The organism is Syntrophales bacterium, from assembly GCA_023229765.1.
Taxonomy (GTDB): domain Bacteria; phylum Desulfobacterota; class Syntrophia; order Syntrophales; family UBA5619; genus DYTH01.
Genome location: JALNYO010000013.1, coordinates 1 through 23505, shown reverse-complemented (window position 1 = coordinate 23505; position 23505 = coordinate 1). Strand labels below are relative to the sequence as shown.

Annotated in this window: 20 protein-coding genes; all 20 read left to right on the top strand. The window is 49.4% G+C overall.

All coding sequences use genetic code 11. The annotated features are described in order from the left end of the window. The first annotated feature begins 1 nt into the window (after position 1). Positions 2-1501 (top strand): AMP-binding protein, encoded by a 1500-nt coding sequence (locus M0P74_08745; GenBank protein ID MCK9363667.1) that lies wholly within the window; start codon positions 2-4, stop codon positions 1499-1501. 35 nt (positions 1502-1536) lie between these two features. Then, positions 1537-2355 carry an ABC transporter ATP-binding protein gene (locus M0P74_08740; protein MCK9363666.1) on the top strand — a complete coding sequence of 273 codons (819 nt, stop codon included), beginning with the start codon at positions 1537-1539 and terminating at the stop codon, positions 2353-2355. Positions 2356-2367: 12 nt separating this feature from the next. After that, a complete protein-coding gene (locus M0P74_08735) occupies positions 2368-3162 on the top strand; it encodes an ABC transporter ATP-binding protein (GenBank protein MCK9363665.1) in 795 nt (264 codons plus the stop codon). Between the two features lie 22 nt (positions 3163-3184). Continuing rightward, on the top strand, positions 3185-5125 hold the full coding sequence (locus M0P74_08730; protein ID MCK9363664.1) for an AMP-binding protein: 1941 nt from the start codon (positions 3185-3187) through the stop codon (positions 5123-5125). Continuing rightward, entirely contained in the window at positions 5122-6009 is an 888-nt protein-coding gene (locus tag M0P74_08725) for a branched-chain amino acid ABC transporter permease (GenBank protein ID MCK9363663.1), read from the top strand. Before M0P74_08730 ends, M0P74_08725 begins: the two co-directional genes overlap by 4 nt. Positions 6010-6012: 3 nt before the next feature. Beyond that, positions 6013-7062, top strand: a complete 1050-nt coding sequence (locus tag M0P74_08720) for a branched-chain amino acid ABC transporter permease (protein ID MCK9363662.1) — start codon at positions 6013-6015, stop codon at positions 7060-7062. An 89-nt stretch (positions 7063-7151) separates the two neighbouring features. Further along, positions 7152-8753 (top strand): long-chain-fatty-acid--CoA ligase, encoded by a 1602-nt coding sequence (locus M0P74_08715; GenBank protein MCK9363661.1) that lies wholly within the window; start codon positions 7152-7154, stop codon positions 8751-8753. A gap of 171 nt (positions 8754-8924) precedes the next feature. After that, a complete protein-coding gene (locus M0P74_08710) occupies positions 8925-10175 on the top strand; it encodes an ABC transporter substrate-binding protein (protein ID MCK9363660.1) in 1251 nt (416 codons plus the stop codon). 143 nt (positions 10176-10318) lie between these two features. Beyond that, positions 10319-11293, top strand: a complete 975-nt coding sequence (locus M0P74_08705; protein ID MCK9363659.1) for an MBL fold metallo-hydrolase — start codon at positions 10319-10321, stop codon at positions 11291-11293. Positions 11294-11322: 29 nt separating this feature from the next. Beyond that, positions 11323-12066: a DUF169 domain-containing protein gene (locus M0P74_08700; GenBank protein MCK9363658.1), complete on the top strand. Its 744-nt coding sequence runs from the start codon at positions 11323-11325 to the stop codon at positions 12064-12066. Positions 12067-12160: 94 nt separating this feature from the next. Further along, a complete protein-coding gene (locus M0P74_08695) occupies positions 12161-14113 on the top strand; it encodes a sigma 54-interacting transcriptional regulator (GenBank protein ID MCK9363657.1) in 1953 nt (650 codons plus the stop codon). A gap of 405 nt (positions 14114-14518) precedes the next feature. Beyond that, a complete protein-coding gene (locus M0P74_08690; protein ID MCK9363656.1) occupies positions 14519-15676 on the top strand; it encodes an iron-containing alcohol dehydrogenase in 1158 nt (385 codons plus the stop codon). Between the two features lie 19 nt (positions 15677-15695). Beyond that, on the top strand, positions 15696-17396 hold the full coding sequence (locus M0P74_08685) for an aldehyde ferredoxin oxidoreductase (GenBank protein MCK9363655.1): 1701 nt from the start codon (positions 15696-15698) through the stop codon (positions 17394-17396). Between the two features lie 105 nt (positions 17397-17501). After that, positions 17502-18704 carry an amino acid ABC transporter substrate-binding protein gene (locus M0P74_08680; protein MCK9363654.1) on the top strand — a complete coding sequence of 401 codons (1203 nt, stop codon included), beginning with the start codon at positions 17502-17504 and terminating at the stop codon, positions 18702-18704. A gap of 170 nt (positions 18705-18874) precedes the next feature. After that, on the top strand, positions 18875-19744 hold the full coding sequence (locus M0P74_08675) for a branched-chain amino acid ABC transporter permease (protein MCK9363653.1): 870 nt from the start codon (positions 18875-18877) through the stop codon (positions 19742-19744). Positions 19745-19748: 4 nt separating this feature from the next. Further along, positions 19749-20699 (top strand): branched-chain amino acid ABC transporter permease, encoded by a 951-nt coding sequence (locus M0P74_08670; GenBank protein ID MCK9363652.1) that lies wholly within the window; start codon positions 19749-19751, stop codon positions 20697-20699. Next, complete coding sequence (locus M0P74_08665; protein ID MCK9363651.1) at positions 20686-21423, top strand: ABC transporter ATP-binding protein; 738 nt, start codon at positions 20686-20688, stop codon at positions 21421-21423. Before M0P74_08670 ends, M0P74_08665 begins: the two co-directional genes overlap by 14 nt. After that, positions 21410-22114, top strand: a complete 705-nt coding sequence (locus M0P74_08660; GenBank protein ID MCK9363650.1) for an ABC transporter ATP-binding protein — start codon at positions 21410-21412, stop codon at positions 22112-22114. Before M0P74_08665 ends, M0P74_08660 begins: the two co-directional genes overlap by 14 nt. A 107-nt stretch (positions 22115-22221) precedes the next feature. After that, positions 22222-23190 carry a rhodanese-like domain-containing protein gene (locus tag M0P74_08655; protein ID MCK9363649.1) on the top strand — a complete coding sequence of 323 codons (969 nt, stop codon included), beginning with the start codon at positions 22222-22224 and terminating at the stop codon, positions 23188-23190. 128 nt (positions 23191-23318) lie between these two features. Next, on the top strand, positions 23319-23505 hold a 187-nt coding region (locus M0P74_08650; GenBank protein MCK9363648.1), incomplete at its 3' end, for a B12-binding domain-containing protein.

Below are 23505 nucleotides of genomic sequence, written 5' to 3'. Positions count from 1 at the left end.
GATGAATGTCGCAAAAAACCTGGAACAATCCGCATTATGCTTTCCTGAGCGACCTGCTTTAAGCGAAGGCTCGTCAGAAACAAGTTATTCCCAGCTCAATGAAAAAGCCAATCGTGTGGCAACCGCGCTCATCAATCTGGGCATTAAGCCTGGTGACCATATTGGCCTCTGCGCGCCCAATTCCAGCGAATGGATTGCCTTTTACTATGGAGCGCTGAAGACCGGCGCTGTAGCCGTGACCCTCTCCAGCATGCTGAAGCGTGATGAGCTTTCTCTTTTGGTAAGTCACAGTCGGCCCAAAGTCATTTATACCTTTGACGAGAAGCTGGATGATTTAGGCGGTTTTCGAGGGGAGGAATGGCTGGATAAGGTTATCAGCCCCCATGGCGATATGGATTTTGAACAGCTGTTGCGTATGGGAACCAGTTCATTCAGGGCGATTGATCGGGACCGCTCCGAGATCGCCGCCATTCTCTATACAGGGGGAACAACGGGGACGCCGAAGGGGGTGATGCTCTCCCATGAAAACATCAATACGGCCATCCAGAGTGTCATCTTCCATGAGCGCTCCAATGAAAAGGACCGGGGACTGCTTTTTTTACCACTCAACCACGTATTCGGCCAGATGCACATTATGAATGCCACTGTCTTGAGTTCCGGCTGTCTGGAAATGATCCCCACCTTTGATATGGAACAGGTTTTACATCTGATGGCAAATGGTCGTGTTACCAAGCTCTTTGCCGTGCCCACGCTTTATGTCCGCCTGCTTGCGGAGCAGGGACTCAAGGAAAAACTTGGCGCTGTGCGTTATTGTTTTTCGGCAGCCGCCAGCATGGCGGCAGAGGTCGTGCGTCAGTGGCAGGAGCGAACCGGTCTGGCGATTTATGAAAGCTACGGGATGACCGAGTCGGCCTCCATGATTACTTATAATCACTATCACCGCCATATTGCCGGCTCCGTGGGGACAGCGGTGACCGGGGCGGAGGTGCAAATCAGGGATGAAAGCGGCGCGCAGGTCTCTGTAGGAGAGAGGGGCGAAATTTGCATCAGGGCCCGCAACATCATGAAGGGCTATCTCAATAACCCCGAAGCCAATGAAACCGCTTTCTGGTTCGGGGAGTGGTTTCGTTCCGGCGACATTGGACTCTTTGATGAAGATGGCTACCTTTATATCGTGGATCGGCTCAAGGACATGATTATAACCGGTGGAGAAAACGTCTATTCCCGCGAAGTGGAAGAGATTCTTTACACCCGGCCGGAAATCCAGGAATGCGCCGTCATCGGCCTTCCGGACCGAGAATGGGGAGAGCGGGTAGCGGCCTTTCTGACATTGAAGCCCGGAACGGTATTTGATAAGGAAGAGTTGCGCGCCTACCTGAAATCTCGTCTGGCGGCATTCAAGGTTCCCAAAGAGTACGTGACGGTGAACGATTTTCCCAGAAGCCCGGCCGGAAAACTTCTGAAACGGGAGCTGAAAAAACAATTTTTAGAGAAGCCATGAGCTTGGCATTACACTTGAGGAGGAAATCGCAATAGGTGGAAACTGGCAGCGATGTTGCTTTAAGGATTGACAAACTCTCGCTTAGTTTTGGCGGCGTCAGAGCCCTCAACAACGTGAGCGTTAATGTCAGGAATAATGAGATATTTGCTCTCATTGGGCCCAATGGCGCCGGCAAGACTGCTTTGCTCAACTGCATAAGCGGCTTTTACAAACCCCAAGAAGGCGAGATTTATTACAATGAGCAAAAAATCACCCGAATGCGTCCGGATAAGCTGGCGAAACTCGGCATCGCCAGAACCTTCCAAAATATTGAACTGTACACGGGCTTGAGCACTCAGGACAACATCATGGCTGCCCGGCATGCATTGATGAAGCAAAACTTTGTTACCGGCGGTCTATATCTGGGCTCGGCGCTCAAGGAGGAAATTGAACACCGGAAGATAGTAGAAGAAATTATCGACTTTCTTGAAATCGCCTCCATTAGAAAGAAGATCGTCGGCCTTCTGCCCTATGGAATGAGAAAAAGGGTGGAACTGGCCAGGGCGCTGGCTCTCGAGCCGAAGGTGCTTCTGCTTGACGAACCCATGGCCGGGATGAACTTGGAGGAGAAGGAAGACATTGCCCGCTTCATTATTGATCTTTTCGAGGGGCAGGGGGCGACCTATCCGGATACGGCGGTACTCCGGGACGGCATCCGCTGCATCATCCTTGTCGAGCACGATATGGGGGTGGTAATGGATATTGCCAACAGGATTGTCGTCCTCGATTTTGGGTGTAAAATTGGCGAAGGCACTCCGGAAGAGGTCAGCACTAATCCCGAGGTAATCAAAGCCTATCTGGGAAAAGAAAAATAAGGATCTGAAATAATGTTGCAGATAACCAATATTGAAGTTGTGTATATGAATGTTATTCAGGTATTGCGAGGCGTATCGCTGGAGGTTGACGACGGTAGGATTGTCGCGCTGCTGGGGGCAAATGGGGCCGGCAAGACGACTACCCTGAAAGCCGTGTCGGGTATGTTAAAGACAGAAGAAGGGAATGTGAGCGAGGGCAGCATTGAATTTGATGGCAGGCGAATAGATCAATATGGCCCCGAGCGCATTGCCACCATGGGGATCAGTCAGGCAATGGAAGGGCGAAGGGTTCTCGAACATCTCAGTGTTGAGGAAAATCTGATTATCGGCGCCTACCACCGCAAGGACCGGGTGGAGGTGAAGAGAGATCTCGAAATGATCTATTCCTGGCTGCCCAAACTTAAACAACTCCGCCGGCAGATGAGTGGCTATCTGTCTGGCGGCGAACAGCAGATGCTGGTGATTGGAAGGGCCTTTATGGCCCGCCCCAAGCTGATGCTGCTCGATGAACCTTCCCTTGGGCTGGCCCCCTTGATGGTGGAGGATATCTATAAAATAATCAAAAAAATCAATGTTGAACAAAAGCTGGCCATCCTCCTCGTGGAGCAGAATGTCAGAGCTGCCCTGGGTATCGCGGATTACGGCTATATTATGGAGAATGGCAGAATAGTTCTGGAAGGCCCGGCTGAAAAATTGAAGGATAACGAGAACATCAAGGAATTTTATATGGGACTCTCCACGGGCGGCGCCAAAAAGAGTTATCGCGATATCAAGCACTACCGGCAAAAAAAGAGATGGCTTACCTAATAAAAATATAAAGGCGTAGAGAATGACAACCGTAACAGAGCCGGTCTATAGCGAAAAGGGTGATACCTGGCCCAAAATACTTAGATATAATTATGAGAAATATGGCGATAAGCATAAGGCCATGCGCCATAAAAATCTGGGCATATGGAAGCCATATACCTGGAAGGACTATTATCTTAATGTTAAATACCTGGCGCTGGGGCTCTCCGCAATAGGTTTCGAACCGGGCAATAAACTGCTGATTGTGGGAGACAATGCGCCCCAATGGTATTATGCTGAACTTGCCGCCCAGGCAAACCATGGAGTTTCTGTGGGGACGTATTCAGACTTAACGCCGCAAGAGATTAAATACATTGCTGAGAATTGCGAGGCAAGCTTTGCTGTAGTGGAAGATCAGGAGCAGGCGGACAAATTCCTGCAAATTAAGGATGAACTGCCCCTGCTGAAGAAGGTTATTTACTGGAACTACAAAGGGTTGGCCCATTACCATGACGCTATTTTGCTGGGATACAGGGGAATCCTGCAGGCCGGCGAGCAATATGAGAAGGAGCATCCCGGGCTCTTTGAACGGAAGGTGGATGAGGGAAAAGCGGATGATGTCTGCGCCATCGTTTACACATCGGGAACCTCCGGAGCTGCGCCCAAGGGGGCTGTGCACACCTATCGAACCATGAAAGCCGGCGCCGACTATCATCTCTGTCTTGATCCCTGGCATGAAAATGATAATGTTATCCCGTATCTTCCCCCCGCATGGATGACGGAGCAATGGTTCGGCATAGGCTGCCACCTGCTGTCGGGATGCATCCTGAATTTTGCGGAGGCTGCAGATACCCAGCAGCGGGACACCAAAGAAATTCAGCCGAATATTGTCTTCTACAACTCCCGGCTGTGGCAGAAGCAGGCATCTGCTGTTCAGGCTCGGATTGAAAGTGCCAGCGCCGTAAAAAAGTTTGCTTATCGCAGACTCATGCCTATTGGCTACCGGATGGCCGACTTGAAGTATAAAAAGATCAACCCGGGGTTGTTTCTGAAAATGCTTCATGCCATAGCGGATTTTTCTCTGTTTCGCTCCCTGAGGAGCAGTCTTGGTTTGTCAAATTCCCGAATCTGCTACACTACCGGCTCTTTGCTGAGCATGGATGCCTGCAAATTTTACCACGCAATAAATATTCCTCTCAAAAGCCTGTATGGAACAACGGAAGGCGGCGCTCTCACCGGCGCCGGCAATGATGATATTTGTTTGGAGACGGTTGGCCCCGCCCATCGGGGAACAGAGGTAAAAATAACCGCTGAAGGCGAGCTTGTTTATCGGCAGCCGGGCGGTTTCGTCGGTTACTACAAGGACCAGAAAAAGACCGAAGAAGTTATTAAGGACGGGTGGTTTTATAGCGGGGATGGCGGGTTTATCAGGGGGGACGGACATATTGTCTTTGTTGATAGAATAAAGTCCCTTATTTTGCTGCCCAATGGCCGCCAACTTGCACCCCAATTCATTGAGAGTCAATTGACGTTCAATCCTTATATAAAGGATGCCTGGGTAATCGCCGGAAAAGAGAAAGCCTATGTCTCCGTAATTATCATTATTGATTACAATACAGTTGGCCGCTGGGCCGGCCAAAGAAGGGTTGCTTATTCCACCTTCGCCGAGCTTTCCCAGAGACCGGAGGTGCAGGAGCTGGTGAAGCACGCCATTGAACAGATTAATATCACGTTGCCTGTAGATTCCAGGATAATGAAGTATGTTAATCTGCATAGGGAATTTGACCCGAATGAAGGTGAGTTGACAAGGACCAGGAAGCTGAGGAGGGCGGTTTTGGAAGAGCGTTATCAGGAGCTTATCGAGGCAATTTATGCAGATAAAACAGAGGCGCTGATCGAAACTCGGGCCAGCGCCAGGGATGGACAGACAGCTATAGCTAAAACAACTCTAAGCATCGGGTCTGTGGGAGGAGCTGCTTTATGATTTTCTTAATACAATTATTAGTAACCGGTTTTTCCCTCGGCATGGTCTATGCCCTTATCGCTATAGGTTTTGTTATTATTCTCAAGTGTTCAAATGTATTCAATATTGCGCAGGGACACTTTGTGTTAATAGGCGGCTACTTAGGCTATACTTTTCTGGTAACGTTTGGCCTGCCGGTATGGGCCAGCCTGCTGTGTTCAGTGGGAGTGGCTATTATCTTAGGTTTATTAATAGAACGCTTCGCTCTGCGTCCTTTGATTGGTCAGCCGGAACTTGCCGTCATCATGATGACAATAGCCCTGGCCTCTGTGCTGGAAGGATTTGTAACCCTGATCTGGGGCGGTCAGTATAAAACCTACCACGGGGTATTGCCGACCCTGACCCTGAACCTTGGCCAAATATCGGTGCCCTCGGAGTCATTGATTGGGCTGATTGTGTCGGTTGTTACCGTGGGAATCTTTACGCTTCTTTTCCGCTATACCAAGATCGGGCTGGCAATGAGGGCCACTGCCGAGGATTTGCAGGTGGTGCAGAGCCTCGGCATCAAGGCTACCACGGTTTATGCCGCCTCATGGAGCATCGCCTGTGTTGTCGGCGTAATCGGCGGCATTCTGTTGGGCGGCGTCTCCGGGGTTTCGATACCGCTTGCCGAGATCGGCATGAAAGCATTCGCGGTAGTGCTCTTGGGGGGAGCAAATTCCATTGGAGGGGCTATTGTGGCCGGAGTAATACTGGGGATGCTGGAGAATGTGGCTTCCGGCTATCTGGACCCGCTCCTGCCGGGCGGCGGAATGTCGCAGATATTCCCCTTTTTGGTGATGCTCATTGTGCTTGTCTTTAGGCCATATGGTCTGTTTGGAATGGCCAGAATAGAGAGGGTTTAATAAATGGGTTTGCGCAGCGAAACCTTTCACGAAAACTATGCGCAGGATACGGCTATCTATAAAACCCGGCTGCATGTGGGGGTGATTTTTGCCTTTCTTGTCTTACTTGCAATCTGCCCCCTGTTTCTCAGCGACCGGATAGTGACCATAATGACAATGATTGGCATTGCCATTATCAGTGTCCATGGGCTCAATATCCTGACCGGGTACAGCGGCCAGATCTCCATAGGGCATGTTGGCTTTATGGCTGTCGGCGCCTATACTTCAGCCTTCCTGACGGTTCATTGGGGCTGGTCATTCTGGGCGGCCCTTCCCTGCGCCGCCCTGGCCGCGGGATTCGCCGGGTTGATCTTCGGCTTGCCATCTTTGAAGATCAAGGGCTTCTACCTGATTATGGCAACCATTGCCGCGCATTTCATTATTATCTGGCTGATAATTCAGCTCCGGGGCATTACCGGCGGCACAGATGGCATGGCCGTGCCCAAACCCAGGATAGGCAGTTTCGCGTTTGAGTCCAAGGCCAGTTATTACTATCTTGTCATGACATTTGCCTGTCTGGCCACGCTTCTGGCTGTAAACATCGTGAGAACCAGGGCCGGCAGGGCCTTCGTTGCAATCAGGGATAACGACCTTGCTGCAGAGGTTATGGGAATAAGCCTGTGGAGCTACAAGCTGCAGGCATTTTTTATCGGCTGTGTTTATGCAGGAGTTGCCGGAGCGCTGCTGGTTCACTATTTTGGCTTTGCCAGTATCGATCAGTTTCCCTTCATGGACTCCGTCTGGTATTTGGGCATGCTGATTGTCGGGGGTATGGGGAGCATTATCGGGGGTATCCTTGGCGCAATATTTCTGAAGCTGCTCGATGAACTTGTGACTTTTTTTGGCCCGGTTTTCTCCGCGTTCATTGCCGCGCAGGCCGCCGCTTCAATGGCTTTAATTGTGCGCGGTTTAGTCATCATAATATTTCTTATTCTTGAACCAAGAGGACTGGCTCACCTCTGGGGAAGCGTCAAAGCGTATTTCAAGCTATGGCCCTTCTCACATGAAGAATGAAATTTATGGGGGACGTTTTGTCTCCGCTTCATCACACATCCATGCCAGGTAATTAGCCCTTACAGTAGCACCGGGAGTGGAGGTAATAAGTGGCTACAAAAAATCTACTAAAGGAGCTATGCCGATACAAAATAGGCACCTTTGCAGACATTATCTATAGAAATGCACTCTTATATGCAGATAAAGAAGCCTTCGTGTACGGAGAGGCAAGGGTGACTTTTTCCGCTTACAATGAGAGAATAAATAAGCTTATTGATGCCTTGCACGGTATGGGAGTACAAAAGGGCGATGTAATAGGCATTTTGTCATGGAATTGCCTGGCGTTTGTTGATCTTTACGGGGTGGCGATGAAAGGGGGATTTATTGCCTCGCCGTTTAATCCCCGGCTGCAGGCAAGCGAATTGGAATATATCATTAACTATTCAGACGCCCAGATCCTCTTTGTCGGGCCTGAATTAGCAGAGGTGGTCAGTTCTTTGAGAGAGCGGCTGCCGAAGGTTAAGCATTTTATTTCCATGGAAGGCGCTGCCTCCGGCATGACAGCTTACGATGATTTATTGGCAGTGCATTCCGGGCTGGAGCCTGATACCCAGGTTGAAGAGGACGATCCTGTTTCCATAATTTACACCAGCGGGACGACTGGCGTGCCTCGCGGAGCTCTATATACTCATCGTCGCTTCATAGAAGACAGTAAAACGCGGATTATAGATACAGGCATGCAGCCTGGGGACAGACATATTATAGTATCGCCGCTCTTCCATATTGCGGGGAATACCTATTTACGGGCTGCCATATACAGCGGCGGATGCAGCGTTATCGTAAAATTCTATGACCCCGCAGCCACGCTGCAGATTATCCAGGATGAGCGGGCCACCCAGATAGAGCTTGTGCCGACCCACATAGTGGCCATGCTTAATCTGCCTGATCTTGACAAGTATGATGTAAGCTCTATGAAGCTAATCTGGTATGCTGCCTCCCCGATGCCTTTGGTGGTAATAAAGAAAGCCGTGAAGGTTTTCGGCCCGATTTTTAACCAGGGTTATGGTCAGACCGAAAGTGGCCCAATGATTTCTCACTTGTCGAAAGAGGATCACAATGTTCTGGATAAAACAGCGGAGGAACAGAAAAAACTCATGTCCACCGGCCAGCCGGATGTGGGGGTGCATGTAAGGATTGTGGATGGGGAAGGCAATGATGTCGGGGTTGGCGAAGTAGGAGAGATAATAGTTCAAAGCAAGCAGATCATGGCGGAATTCTGGCATAAGCCGGAGGACACCGCGAAGGCCATTGTGGACGGCTGGCTGCATAGCGGCGATGTGGGCTACTATGACGAAGAGGGATATATATACATAGCTGACAGAAAAAAGGATATGATTATCTCGGGCGGCGAGAATGTCTTCCCGCGGGAGGTGGAGGATATTTTCTATCAACATCCTGCTGTTTTAGAGGTTGCGGTCATTGGCGTGCCTGATCCATATTGGGTAGAGCGGGTGCATGCGGTGGTAGTTTTGCGGCCCGGAGAGAACGTTACAGCAGAAGAACTTACAGACTTCTGCCGGGGAAAGATAGCACGCTACAAGGCTCCAAAATCATTAGAATTTGTTGAGGCATTGCCCAAAAACGCAGCGGGAAAGATCATGAAACGCGAGTTGCGGGAGCGTTACTCGACAGACTCCCAGATTCATGGTTAAAACCAGACTTGCAATATCTATAAAGTAATGGAGAAGCGGATAAGGGGAATTCTTCCTGGCGTGTTGTAAAGCGAAGAAGAAGAAATTGTCCCATAGGTGCCAAAGGAAGCGGGAGCATAAGCCGCCCTCGGGCGGGGGTTGTTGGCTGTCAACAAGAAAGGAGAAACAGAAATGGATAAGATGAAAAGATGGTTGGTAAGTTTTGTGATTGTTGTCATGGGGGCGCTGTTGCTGCTGCCTGCCAGCGCTCAGGCTGAAAAAAAGCTGTATATTTCAGGAACTCAGTCTCTTACAGGTCCATTTGCGGAGGATTCGGCAGCGGTTCTGACCGCCTTCGAGGACTATGCCAAATATGTAAATGAGACAAAAAAACTGGCGCCCTGGCGGAAGGATATGTGGCCGGCCGATGTCACCCTGGAGGTGCTCTGGCGGGATGATGAGCTCAAGCCGGCGAAGGCTCTGACTATCTATGAGGAGCTGAAGGCCAAGGGAATACTGCTTTACAGATGTTCCGGCTCGCCGATAGCCCTGGCGCTGAAAGACAGGCTGAAGGCAGATAAAATGGGCGCAACCACAATGGCCACAGGACCTTACCTGTTGACGCCGCCAGGGACCGTTTTCACATATTATCCCCTCTACACCGATGAACTGGCGGCCATCGCCGATTGGTTCAAAGAAAACTGGAAGGAAAAAAGGAAACCAAGGGTTGCCTACCTTACCGCGGATAACGCCATGGGCAGGTCAATTGAGATCCCGGAGATGAAGGCTTATCTTGAGAAGATAGGGTATGAATTTGTCGGCACCCAGTATGTGCCTCTCGTGCCTACAGCGCCGCCTACCACCCAGCTTATGTGGCTGAAGAACAATAAAGTTGACCTGGCGCTTGGGGTTATGATTAACCCCGGTTCACAGCCTACGGTAAAAGAGATGGTCAGACTGGGGATGGGACCCCATCTGGCCTACAAGATGACCTTTGGCACGAGTGCGCCTGGTCATGCGGCTATCTTGGCTTCCTCTATGGGCGAACTGGGCGATGGTTATGTCTGCGCCGGCAGTTTCCCCAACTGGGACGACACCAGCGAGGGGGTAAAGTTCGAGTTGGATCTCCAAAAGAAGTATCACCCCAACAAAATGGCAAACAATATCATGTATATGGGGGGAATGCTTGAGGCAATGATCCAGGTTGAAGCACTGCGGCTTGCCTTGGAAAAGGTGCCCTTTGAGAAGCTGAAATCGTCTGATGTACTGGAACAGGGTTTTTACCGGATTAAGAACCTTGATACCGGCGGTATAAGCAGTGTGCCGATAACTTACGCCCCAGGCAGGATCGAGGGAGTTGATAAGGTACGTGTGGATCAGGTGCAGAAGGGCAAGGTCGTCAAGTTAGGCGTCTGGCCCTATCGCAACATTTATAAACATTAATAGTTATTAGCCGGAGGGCTTTTGCCCTCCGGTTTCTTCTTTACCCTTGATATGATTGAGGATATCCGCAATATTTTTAGCGAGGGGCTTCACTTTTCCCGCTGTGGCCTGATTACTCAAAATAGGATAAAGGGAGCGGCCCAATGGAAGAAAAAAGCGTATCTTTATTGCCCGCAACACTCCAGGCGGTTGATCGAGTTGAGATAACCGTCCTCATGGATAATTATGTCGATGTCCTGCTGGGGAGCACTGACGTTGTTGCCCGCCCAGTTTTTCGAACCGGGGACGAGATCTCAAGAGAAACGGTAATTGCCGAGCATGGGATGTCCATGCTTGTTAAAACTTTTCAGGGTGAAGAGTCCCACAGCATTATTTTCGATACCGGTCATAATAAGACAGGCGTTCCTTACAACCTGAAGATCCTGGGTATCGACATCGGCGCCGTTGAGGCGGTTGTGCTTAGTCATGCGCACATGGATCATACGGGCGCCCTTTATCCCCTCATGGAAAAACTTTCCTGGTCGGTCCCTCTCGTGGTTCATCCTGCGGTCTTTACAGCCCCACGGTTTTTGAAATTTCCTGACGGACACATGGAACGCTTTCCGAATACCTTGGTCAGGGAAGAGCTGATGAAGCGGGGAGGCAAAATTGTGGAATCCCGGATGCCTGTGCCTCTGGCAAACGGCACGATCCTGGTGACCGGAGAGGTAGAACGAACGACAGCTTTTGAAAAGGGATTCCCTATTGCAAAGCTGGTGCAGGACGGTGAATTGGTTCCCGACCCGATCCTTGATGATCAGGCTCTTGTTGTCTGTTTGAAAGGGAAGGGTCTGGTGGTAATATCAGGGTGCGCTCATTCAGGAATCGTCAATACAGTGCTCCATTCGAGAAAGATAACCGGGATTGAACAAGTTTATGCGATTCTCGGCGGGTTTCATCTTACCGGGCCATTTTTTGAGCCGATTATCGAGGACACCGTTTCCGCTCTTCTAAAAATTGGCCCAAAGTTCATCGTCCCCATGCACTGTACGGGATGGAAGGCGATGCATCGTTTCTCGGAAGCTTTCCCCGATGCTTTCGTTCTTAACAGTGTCGGGTCAAAATTTATGTTTTCATAGGCAGAGGGGAGCAGAAAAGAGGGGGTATAATGACACTAACTAAACAAGACTTTGCAATCCTGTCCAAATTTGAATTTCCGGTGCAGCCGGTAGGCGTTAAATTCCTTGTCAAACGACCGGAAGATATCGAGAGACTCAACGAAAAAATGGCCCTGTGCGAAATGCTCAAGAAGGCGCAGGCAGGGAATGTCTTTTATGCCGATAAGGAGAGCCATACTTGTGAAGCTGGAACGTATGTATTGGGTCAGGCGGATGCTCCAGAACCTTTTATAAGCGGTCAATTTGGCGCCGGGCTGCAAATCTTCGACGGGTCGCGGGCCGCAAGCAGGCTGTATTCATATATTCCCAGAATAAAGGAAAATGTGGCTCACTACGTTGCTTTTTCCCCGCTGGACAAACTTTCCTTCGATCCGGATGTTTTGATTATCCTTGCCAGGGCCAGCCAATCAGAAATTCTGCTGCGCGCGATGAGCTATAGAACCGGCGAAATGTGGTCGAGTAAGATGTCGGCCGCAATCGGTTGCGCATGGCTTTATGTTTATCCCTATTTGACAGGGAAACTGAACTATACCACCTGTGGCTTTGGTCATGGCATGAAGCGAAGAGACCTGTTTCCGGAAGGCCATCAACTCGTCGCCATACCTTTTGACATTTTGCCCTCCCTCCTGCAGACCTTGCAGGAAATGCCATGGATCCTTCCCGCGTATAAACCGGACGGACTGGAATTTGTCAAAAGTGTGCTGATTGAGCTGGGCATTGCCCCGCCTCGGTAATTCGGGGTCCTTGCAATAAAGCTGTTCGGACACACTCGGGATAGCTGTTTAAATGTGTTGCGTTCAGTCTCGACGTGGATCCAGGAGAGACATTATGTCCAGGAGACTATCGGAAAGGACAGAATTCTATAGAGTGTGGGACAGGTTTGTCTCAACCGGAGACAGCGAAAACGTCCCGGCCCACATTAAATCATCATGGGAGCGTTGTCAAAAAGCCGATGTAAACCTCTGTAACGAAATGGCTCTTATGGAGATCGATCAAAACTCGATTAGCAAGCGAATTAACGGACAGCCTGATCTTCATAATATTCTCCAGGCTCATTACAAGGATATCGAGAAATATTTTTCCTTTCAGCCGCTTGCTATGTTTTTCTCCGATGCGGATGGCTATATCCTCTCCATTGCCGGTGACGAAAGGGTATTAAGGCTTATGAAGGAGAGCCAGCCGACCGATCTTATCGGCAGTTCCATAAAGGAACATATTGTCGGCACCACCGCCCCCGGCATATCCCTCGAAGAAAAGCGTTTTGCCTGCATCACTGCCGAGGAACACTATAATAAGAGAATCCACTGGGCCAGTTGCATCGCTACGCCCGTATTTGACTACGAACAGAATTTACTGGGCTGTCTCGATTTTACCGTTCCTTTTCATGACGCCGAGAAGCTCAGAAGATTTATTCCGGTTTTGCTGAGTGCTGCCAATTCCATCCAGTTTGAACTCTCTTCAAAAATGAAATTGGACCAGCTTCGGCTTTTTCAGTCATACTATCGTTCAACATTTGAATACGCCCAAAGCATCCTCATGCTTGTAAACGCGAAGGGTGAGATAATTGATCTGAATAGACGGGCTCTGGAATTCTTCAGGATTAATTCGGAAAATACGAAACACAAGGATATAAGGAATGTGCTGGGGGTAACGCAAGGAGTGGAATCCCTGCTGAGAGGTTCCGGTGGCGGTGTGGGGATGTCTTTCGATGCAGGCTGTTCCCATCATTTCCATGTGGACTCCATTCCCATCCCTGACCAATCCGGCAATGGCGTCGTCTATTTGCTGAAATTGGAGGAAAAGCAGAAGATCTACCAGGCGGCGATCCCAGAGGCCGTGTTGAACACGCCTCGGTATACGTTTGACAGTATAATCGGAACAAGTCCCGCTATCGCTGACGTTATCGGCAAAGCGAAGAAAGTAGCTCAGGGAAGATCGACTGTTCTGCTCGAGGGGGAAACCGGTACGGGGAAAGAGCTGTTTGCCCATGCCATTCATAATGAAAGTCCCTTTCGCGAAGGACCTTTTGTTGCGCTCAACTGCGCTGCTATTCCCCGCGAACTGGTAGAGAGTGAACTGTTTGGCTATGAAAAGGGCGCTTACACAGGCGCCTTTCGAGGGGGCAACAGCGGCAAATTTGAACAGGCCAACGGGGGTACCATTTTTCTGGATGAGATTCATGCAATGGATCTGTCGGCGCAAAGCAAAATCCTCAGAGTCATCGAGGATCGGAACGTGATCAGAATTGGCGGCAAACGTTCCCTGCCATTGGATATCCGCATCATCGCGGCAAGTTCAGTGAAGCTTGAAGAAGAGGCTTTGAATGGCCGGTTTGTTCAAGCCCTGCTTTACAGGTTAAATGTAGTGAGGTTAAGAATTCCCAACCTCAAAGAGAGGAAGGAGGATATCCCTGCCCTTGTGAATCATTTCATTTTTCAGATGAACGGCATATTTCACCGGACAATACAAGGGATTGAGCCGGATGCACTCCAGTTGATTCTTCAGTATTCATGGCCGGGAAACGTTCGTGAGCTGAGAAATTGCCTGGAAGGCATCTTCAATTTCTGTACTGGCAATGTCATTACCCTTAAAGATCTTGCCGATGTATTGCCCTGCGAATCCGCCGAAGAGGATGTTTCGGGGCAGGATATAGACGAGATAACGAGAAATATTATGATCAAGTCGTTGAAGAAACACGGGAACGTGAAAGCGGCAGCCATAGCGTGCGGCATTCCCCTGCGTACCTTCTACAGAAAAATGAAAGCTTTCAGCATACGGTAGACGGCACAACCTCCATTTTCATGCCTGCATTACAATTTAAGATAAGTGAAAACCTCATAACCTGCTTTTTGCCAATATGGCAAAATATTGCCAGACCGGCAGTCTGAGCGATACATTTTCTTTTTTGTCACAGCCGCGCCATACCGAGATACTCTTTAATATCAATTATTTGGATAAATGCAAGGGGTAATGCTTTTTTGGCATGTATCGTGCGGTATAACTATGGTTCACGAATTGATTACAATACAGACCAATATTATATCCTGCCTGAAAACGCTTTAGGTATTGGGTAGATACCGGCGTGCATTCATTGGGAACAATATCTGACAGATTGTTCCCGCCGAGTATGAAAACCGAACTTTTCGGTAACGACTTTTTGTTTATCTTGGAAAGGAGGAACAAGTAATGATTGTTAGTTTCAGTAGATCGGTGCCTGTCCTTTTTGGGCCGGGAGCTTCGCTGAGAACGGGAATGAAAGTCAGGGAACTGGGCGCGAAAAAGGTCATGTGTGTATATGACAAGGGGGTTGCAAGTGCCGGGATCAGCGATAAAATTATCGACAATTTAAAGGCCGCAGGGATTGAGATCGTTCTATTTGACGGCGTACAGGCAGATCCGCCGGATACTTTGATGAACGAGGCGGCGGCAATTGCCAATAAATGGAAAGTTGACGGGGTCGTGGGGGTCGGTGGAGGCAGTTCGATGGACACCGCCAAGGGGATAAATGTGCTGCTGACCAACCCGCCACCGATCAGCCGTTATTATGTAGGCTCGGGCGCCCCGCACAAACCAGGGAAAATAACTGTTTTAATCCCCACAACTGCAGGGACTGGCAGCGAAATGACAGGGGTTACTGTTGTCTCGGATACGGCGAGCAATAGCAAAAAAGGGGTAATAGGCCCTGCTGCCGTTGCAACGCTGGCTATTGTGGATCCGGAATTGATGCTGGGGCTTCCCCCCGGTATCACCGCATCTACAGGGATGGATGCTTTTGCCCATGCGGCAGAAGCTTTGACCTCTGAGGGAATGAACCCTATGTCGGATGTCCTGGCTGAAAAAGCGATCGTGCTTGTTATCCAGAATCTCAGCAAGGCCGTGAAAAACGGCAGTGATCTCGAAGCCCGGACAAACATGGCCTTTGCCGCGCTGATTGCAGGCATCTCTTTTAACGATTCGCTGATCCACTGGGGGCATGCCATTGCCCACACTCTCGGCGCCCATTATCACATTCCGCACGGCATAGGCTGCGCTCTGGCGCTGCCGGCAGCTATAGAATTCGTGGCTGATGCCGTTCCTGAAAAGGTAGAACGGATTGCTCAAGCTATGGGTCTTTCACTTTCTAAAAAACTTTCACCCGCAAAATTGGGCGCTAAGGTTGCCGAAGCTATCCGTAGTTTGAACCGGGAGGTGGGTATCCCCAGCTTGAAAGAATTTAAGATCAAGGAGGCCTCGCTGGAAAAAATAGTCGGAGGCGTCCTGACAGACGATGGCGCCATGTTTGGACCTAAACGGGCTTCCGCCCAACAGGTATTGTCTATGCTGAAGGAAGTGTACAAATATTAAGAAAGAGGAGGGAATAGCAATGGCAAAAGTATACAGGGTTAATGTCAAGAAAAAGACGATCTCGCAGGAGGAACTGAAAAAAGAATACCGGCTGTTGGGTGGCCGAAGCCTGATCTCTAAAGTAATGAGCGATGAAGTAGATCCAACCTGCGATCCTTTGGGCGCCGGGAACAAACTGATTATCTGTACGACGCTGCTGGCCGGAACTACGGTGACGACAGCCCACCGGCTCTCCATTGGGGGAAAAAGTCCACTTACAGGTGGGATCAAGGAAGCTAATTCGGGCGGCACCTTTGCGACCATGCTGGGACAGCATGACATTAAAATGATTATTCTGGAAGGCCTCCCGGCTTCCAAGAAGTGGCAGTTGCTGAAAATAGGAAAAGACGGGACAGCGGAACTTGTGCCCGCCGATGATTACGTGGGACTCACAAATTATCCGCTGGTTGAAAAATTAAAGGAACGCTACGGCAAGAAGATCGGAGTGATCTCCATAGGTAAGGCGGGAGAAATGATGTGCAGGAACTCAACAGTGCAGAATCTGGATGCAACCACAGGTTATCCATCTCGTGCATTGGCCCGGGGCGGAATGGGCGCAGTCATGGGTTCAAAAAAAATAAAAGCCGTAGTAATTGAAAAATGTGAAAAGCCTTGCGTATTCCAATACGCCGACAAGAAGCGGTATGAGGCTGCCAGAAAAAAATTTGCAAATATAGCGATGAACAATGAAGGAATGAGATGGCTGCGCGAGATTGGCACGCCCGCACTCGTTGATGTTACAGGTTCCAGGGCAATTCTTCCCGTCCGCAATTACAGCGGAAAATTCTATGACAAGCTGGCTTCCATAAATGCGGAACGATTTTTGAACAAGCTGAAAGAAAATGGCGGAAAAACTGGTGAGCCATGTCAGGCAGGCTGCGTTATACGCTGCTCCAATCATTATAATGATGCCAAGGGAGAATACGAAACATCCAGTCTGGAATATGAAACCATCGCCCTTTTCGGCGCTAACTGTGAAATAGCCGATTTCGATGTAATCGCTCGTATGGACCGGTTGTGCGATGATTTTGGGATTGATACCATTGAGATGGGGGCAACCATAGGCGTTTGCATGGAAGCAGGGAAGATCCCCTGGGGAGATGGCAAAGCGGCCATCGGACTGATCGAGGAGATGATCTCTGGAACCGAACTGGGCAAGCTGTTGGGACAAGGTACTTTTGTAACAGGCAAGGCTCTGGGAGTAAAAAGAATCCCGACCGTAAAAGGGCAGGGTATGGCTGCATACGACCCGAGAAATTTAAAGGGGACAGGTGTTACCTATGCCACCTCGCCTATGGGAGCCGATCATACAGCCGGCCTGACTCTTGAAGCGCCAATTGATCCGCTTTCTCCGTTAGCCCAGGCAGCCGCTTCCGCCATGATGCAAGCCTTTTCTGCCGCTGCGGACAGCTTCATGTGCCTGTTTGCCTGGTTCTCTGCCGCTTCGCCCGAAACCATACCGGAATTGGTGGCCAGCGTTTACGGGGGGGAGTGGGATTTTGACAAGATTCTCGATATAGGGAGGCAATCCCTTTTAAGGGAAAAAGCCTTTAATGTCGCTGCCGGGCTTGCAGCGGAAAGCGATCGTCTGCCGGAATTCTTCCTCACTGAAAAATCCCCGGCAACAGGAGCTGTATTCGATGTTAAACCGATAGAGCTTGATGGGGTCTTGAATTACTGATGTTTAGCAGATAACGAAGGGCAGATGCCAAGGGAGCCGGAGAGCCGATTTGTGGTGACAAGACTTTAAAATCATTTTTTAGACTTTCTAAAAAGGAGGGAGAAAATGAAGAAAAGGGTATTGTTGGTTTTGTTTGTGTGTGTTTTTGTTGTGGTGTCTCTGGTTGGCGCCGCCGGAGCCAAGGATAAAATAGTCATTGGCCAGGCGATTTCTCTTTCCGGTCCCTTAGCAGGTGCGGTAGCGATAGCGGGTGGTCCAATTTACGAGTTATGGGTGGAGGAGGTCAACAAAAAAGGCGGAATATATGTGAAGGAGTATGGCAAAAAGTTGCCCGTTGAACTTAAAAGATATGATGATAAAAGCGATATAGGCACAATGACTAACTTGCTGGAAAAGTTGATTCTGGAAGATAAGGTCGATTTTATCTTCCCTCCTTGGGGCACCGGCTGGCTCTTTGCCGCCGCTCCCGTTGCCAACAAATACGGCTATATCCTGATCGGCGGACCGGGCGGAGCCTTGGAACTCAAGAAACTCAGTTTGCCTTACTTCTTCCAGGTTTTGAATTTTTCCGATACTCAGGCCCCGGCGATCGTCGACATTTATAAAGAAGTCGGCGTGAAGTCAGTGGCGCTTATATACCGGGGAGACCTCCATGGCATAGAGTATGGCAATGCCACAGCCCCGTATTTAAAAAAGGCCGGCATTGAAGTCAAAATGAAGAAAAGCTTTCCCCCTGGCATCAAGGACTTGTCGCCACTCTTGAAAGAGGCCAGTTCGCTTGGTGTCGATGCCCTTTTTGTTGCCGGTTATCCTGATGAAGGCATGCTTCTGACCAAGCAGTCCCTGGAGCTTGGCATTAACTTCAACTCCTTCTTGATCACTGTTTTGCCCTTTTCTCCCAATCTCTACAGAGATACGTTCGGCAAGAACGTGGTGGAGGGAGTCATGGGGGGAGGCGCCTGGAATGCAAAAATTTCTGCCGGCGCCAAAGAGCTCGTAGCCAAGCATGTGGCAAAATTTAAGGTGGAACCTGACTATTGGGGAGGTCTTTATTATTGGTCGTCGCTACAGCATTTCCAGCAGGCTATCGAGAAAGCGGGAACTCTGAATCAGAAAAAGATCAGGGATATCATGGCCAAAGAGAGGTTTGACACGGCGTTGGGACCGTTCTGGTACGATAAAGATCGATATTTCGTAAATCATCCCGGCGAGATCGGCCAGTGGCAAAAGGGCGTATTTGAAGTGATCGATGTCGGAAAGAAGCGCACTGCGCCGCCCTTATACCCCAAACCGGCGTGGCCTAAGTAAAGAAATTAACACAAGCGGGCACTTTTAGGTTACGACTTAAAAACGTTGATGGCAGGCAGTGTGTCAAAAGGGGGTAAAAAAACCCCGGTGGCAAGTTTTCCCGCCGAGGGTTTATATCCCCCTTTTGAACAATATGCAGCCGCAACTTATAGAACCTGGGAACCATCATAATGATTGTAAGAATCCTGGACGTAGTGATTGCCGGTTTACTGATGGGCGGCATCTATGCTCTTATTGCCGTAGGGTTAAGTCTGCAATATGGGGTTGCCCGGGTGCTGAATATCGCCCACGGCGAATTTATCATGCTCGGCGCCTTCACCACCTGGGCTCTGTACACCCTTTGGGGGATCAATCCCCTGGTTTCCCTGGCCTTTTCAGGACCTGTAACATTTATCATTGGTTTTATACTTTATCGAACCTTGTTCACACGCCTCAGAACTTCGGCTGCAACCCCGGCCGCCTATGAGGGCAACTCCATGCTGGCCTGCTTCGCCCTGCTTTTTATCATTCAGAACGTCGCCATCCTGATCTGGGGAGCCGACATCAAGGGCTACTCCTTCCTGGCTGTTTCAGTTAATTTCTGGGGAGCGAAGTTTTCGGCTAATCGGCTGATAACCTTGGGATTTGCAGTGGTAATTGGTTTGGTTTTTTACCTTTTCATGGCCCGTACCCGTTTCGGGAAAGCGATCAGGGCCGCAGCTCAGGATTCATCGGCAGCCGAACTCATGGGTGTGAACATCAACCAGGTGCTGGCCATCTGTTTCGGCTTTGGCGCCTTGATGGCGGGGTTGGGCGGTTCACTTATCAGCATGTCCTTCCAGATTCAACCGACGATGGGGCTCGAATACACCATGATTGCCCTTATTGTGATCGTTTTGGGGGGGTTGGGCAGTATCCCGGGAAGTTTCATCGGGGGTTTTCTGCTGGGACTCGTGGGCAGCATTGTAACCTCTATCCAGCCAGGTCTGTCACTGGTTGCCTATTACGTAATCTTCATGCTTATGCTCCTGGCAAGGCCAACCGGCATCTGGGGAAAATAGAAAAATGGATATTATGAAAGTTGCCTGCAAAAAATACCTGGGATTGGTTTTATCTTTGATTTTCCTGATCCTGCTGATTACGTCACCCCTCTATGCCCCCCGGTATTCGGTCATACTGCTGACCAGCATTTTAATGTATATTATCATTACGGTAAGCTGGGTCATGTTTTCCGGGCCTACAGGCTATGTCTCACTGGCCCCTGCGGCCTTCTTCGGGGCAGGCGTGTATACGTCGGCCCTGCTCGGGTTTGTGTTACCCTTGCCTGTCGTTGTCGTGATCGGCGGGCTGGTCAGTTTTTGTCTGGCGATCCTGGTTGGGGCTTTGACCCTGCGCCTGAAGGGCATATATTTTGTCATGTTCACCTTTGGGCTTGTTCAATTCCTCCTCCATTTTGTCCTTTGGTGGGAAGTAAATATAACAGGCACGACCGGGAGGGTGGTTCCTACCACGGACAACACCACGGTCTATTACTATATGCTCGCTATTTTTGTGATATTGATACTTGTCGCCCATTTTATAAAAAATTCCAGATTCGGGTTAGCCCTGCAGAGTATCGGGGAATATGAGGAGGCAGCGGCTCATACCGGCATCAATGTAACGGGTTTGAAAATCTCCATGTTTGCGATCAGCGCCTTTTTTATGGGAACGGCGGGGGCAATCATGGCGACAAGATGGACGTACATTGATCCGAGAATTGCCTTCAACCCGATTCTTTCTTTCATGCCGGTCCTGATGGCTATCTTTGGCGGTATGGGACATCTGTTGGGCCCTGTCATTGGCGCCGCTATCTTTACCTACCTGGAAGAATTTTTAATAACCAGGTTCCCCTATTACTACATGCTCATTTTTGGCGTCATACTGCTGGTCGCGATCCTGTATTTGCCGGAGGGTATTGTCGGGTTGGTACAAAAAACATGGAAAAGAATTTCGGAGAGGAAAAATGCCGATACTTGAAGGTCAAGGAGTGACCGAGTATTTTGGAGGACTGACTGCTGTTTCCAGTGTGGACTTCCATGTAGAAAAAAATGAAACGGTTGGGCTCATTGGTCCCAATGGGGCAGGCAAAACGACGTTGTTTAACTTGATATCGGGCGCTTTAAGTCCGAAATCAGGAAGCATTAAATTTAAAGGCCAGGATATCGCCGGTGTAAGTCCTTATAAGATATGCAGAATGGGAGTAGCAAGGACCTTTCAGACTGTCAAGGTCTTTGCGAATATGTCCGTTCTTGATAATGTTATGTTGGGATCCTATTTTGGGATATCGCCCGGGCTGTCATCAGCGGATGCCGTTGCAAAAGCATCGGAAATTTTGGCATTTGTCGGGTTATCCGGGGCGATATTAACCCCCGCCAGGGATCTCACTCTGAGCAATCAGAAACGGCTGGAAGTTGCCCGGGCGTTGGCAACCGATCCGGAACTCATTTTGCTGGACGAGATAATGGCAGGATTAAATCAGACCGAGGTCGTTCAGGCGATGGATTTGATCACGAGAATCAGGTGCAGGGGGATTACCATTATTATGATTGAGCACGTCATGAAAGCCATCATGAACCTGTGCGGGCGGATCATTGTGCTTCACCATGGTTCAAAGATTGCTGAAGGAACGCCAGAGGAAATTGCTGTCTGCGAAGAAGTTATCAAGGTATATCTGGGGGATAAGGCCCGTGTTAAAAGTTAACAGCGTCAGTGTTTTTTATGGCAAGATTCAGGTGTTGTGGGATGTTTCTTTAACCATCAGGCAGGGGGAAATAGTCGCCTTGGTTGGCACCAATGGATCCGGCAAGACCACTTTGCTCAATGCAATAACCGGTTTGCTGCCCATGGCATCCGGGAGTGTGGAATTCCAGGACAAGAGAATAGATGGATTTAAGCCTAATGTTATCGTGGAGTTGGGGATTTCCCATATACCGGAGGGGCGAAAGCTTTTTCCCGAAATGTCGGTCCGCGAGAATCTGGAGATGGGCGCCTATCTCCGGCGCGTCTGGGATCAAAAGGAGCAGACCATGGAACAGGTCTTTCAGCTTTTTCCCAGATTAAAGGCAAGACAGTCACAATTGGCCAGGACAATGAGCGGCGGCGAGCAGCAGATGGTTGCCATCGGTCGGGGCTTGATGTCAAAACCGAAACTGCTCATCATCGATGAGCCCTCAAACGGACTGGCGCCGCTGGTTGTGGAGGAAATGTTCAGCATCATCCAGAGGCTTAGGGACGAAGGCATTTCAATTTTCCTGGTGGAGCAAAATGTACAACAGACGCTGGAGATAGCAGATCGGGCCTATGTGCTGGAAAACGGGCGCGTGACCCTGTCCGGAGAAAGTAAGCAGCTCCTTCAAGATGAGATGATAAAAAAGGCATATTTGGGTCTTTAAAGGAATTTTTATAAAAAGTTATCAAGCTCTACAAACAGGGGCGTTTCCCGTTTGATCGTTTGATCACATTCTATCCATTTGATGAGTCTTTGAAAGGAGGAAAGAAAATGAAAAAGGACGTATTGTTTGGCTTGGTGGTTTTGGCACTTATCGTCTTGCCCCTGGGTAATAATTGCTTTTCCCAAACATCCCGATCCATGATTGACCCTATTGTTTCCACTAATTGGTTATCAGATAATATTGGTTTTCCAAACCTGCTCATCCTTGATGTTCGAAATCCCGACGAATATGCAAAAGGTCATATTTTCGGCGCGGTAAATGTTCCCTGTCTCGGCAACTGGTATTTAAATCTCTTCGGCAAGGAATTCCCCTGGATGGAACTGCCTGAAGAGAAAGACCTTTTTGCCACCATGGGCAAAACGGGGATAACCGGCAATTCCATCGTAGTTGTTGTAGGCAGAACTGCTGATCCAATGGGGGTCTATGCTATGGCCGATGCTGCCAGGGTTGCAGCCACGATAGTGTATGCCGGTGTTAAAAACGTGGCCATCCTTGATGGAGGATACGACAAGTGGGCGGCAGAAGGGAGAGCTGCCTCTGCCGAAGTCGTTACGCCAACCCCGGTAACATATGCCGGCGCAGTACTTAAAAAAATGTTTGTCTCAAAGGACTATGTGAAGAAAAGGTCCAAAAAATCCCTTTTAGTTGATGCCAGAGATGCCGATGTTTATTTTGGGCTGATACAGGAACCCTGGGCACAGAGACCAGGGCATATCCCCGGGGCAAAATGTCTGGCGACACCCTGGTTCTGGAATTTAACAAAAGATAAAAGTGGCGCGGTCACTTACGGAACATGGAAAGATGCCAATATAACAAGGGAAATGGCTCTAAATGTGGTTGGTAAGGATAAATCCAAAGAGATCATTGTCTATTGTGGCGTTGGTGGATATGCGGGCACATTGTGGTTTGAGTTGCATGAAGTGTTGGGATATACTAATGTAAAGATATATGACGGCTCAATACAGGAATGGACGGCGGATCCAAAAGCGCCGGTTGTCAAATATAAGTGCGAGTGAGGCCTCAGAGCTTCTGTTTTTTTCGGAATACAACGGCGGAGCTAAGCTTCGCTATTGTATTCCGAAAACGATGTATTTGTAAGGTCAATCAGATAATAACCATAATTAGATAAGGAAGGAGAATTGCGATGGCAGGAGATTTGATCAGTTTGATGGCGGAACTCAAGGAAGACGAGGTGTTAAAGATTGTAGAAGAACGTCTTAACGCCAATGAAGACCCCGCTAAAATTCTGGATGACGCCCGCAGTGCGATGGAGGTTGTCGGCAGGCGTTTTGCTGACGGTGAATATTTCATCCCTGATCTGGTTTACTCTG